Origin of the sequence: Streptomyces colwelliae (assembly GCF_048158785.1) — a bacterium.
Lineage (GTDB): Bacteria > Actinomycetota > Actinomycetes > Streptomycetales > Streptomycetaceae > Streptomyces.
Window position 1 is genome coordinate 1 of record NZ_JBLTJC010000856.1, and the last position, 775, is coordinate 775.

Genomic DNA, 775 nt, shown 5'->3' on the forward strand with positions numbered 1-775 from the left:
CCGTCCCAGCCTTGCCAGATGTTGTCTCAGATTCAGATTATGTCGCTCAATGCGCTGAGTGTAACGCTTGCTGATAACGTGCAGCTTTCCCTTCAGGCGTGATTCATACAGCGGCCAGCCATCCGTCATCCATACCACGACCTCAAAGGCCGACAGCAGGCTCAGAAGACGCTCCAGTGCGGCCAGAGTGCGTTCACCGAATACGTGCGCAACAACCGTCTTCCGGAGCCTGTCATACGCGTAAAACAGCCAGCGCTGGCGCGATTTAGCCCCGACATAGCCCCACTGTTCGTCCATTTCCGCGCAGACGATGACGTCACTGCCCGGCTGTATGCGCGAGGTTACCGACTGCGGCCTGAGTTTTTTAAATGGCGGAAAATCGTGTTGAGGCCAACGCCCATAATGCGGGCGGTTGCCCGGCATCCAACGCCATTCATGGCCATATCAATGATTTTCTGGTGCGTACCGGGTTGAGAAGCGGTGTAAGTGAACTGCAGTTGCCATGTTTTACGGCAGTGAGAGCAGAGATAGCGCTGATGTCCGGCGGTGCTTTTGCCGTTACGCACCACCCCGTCAGTAGCTGAACAGGAGGGACAGCTGATAGAAACAGAAGCCACTGGAGCACCTCAAAAACACCATCATACACTAAATCAGTAAGTTGGCAGCATCACCATTAAGCCAGTCTGAATATCACCGAGAATAGCGCCAGTTAGGGTACAAACGATTATCGGGCGGAATAAATATAAGGGTTCCAGCCAAAAATCAATCCCCAGAA

At 53.3% G+C, this 775-nt stretch carries 1 protein-coding gene and 1 pseudogene; both read right to left on the reverse strand.

Features of this window, described 5'->3' with window-relative positions:
• A pseudogene (locus ACNFOC_RS54820) lies at positions 1-617 on the reverse strand (IS1 family transposase); the annotation flags it as partial.
• A gap of 33 nt (positions 618-650) precedes the next feature.
• A complete protein-coding gene (locus ACNFOC_RS54825; RefSeq protein WP_416966373.1) occupies positions 651-773 on the reverse strand; it encodes a PTS sugar transporter subunit IIC in 123 nt (40 codons plus the stop codon).
• Positions 774-775: the final 2 nt, after the last annotated feature.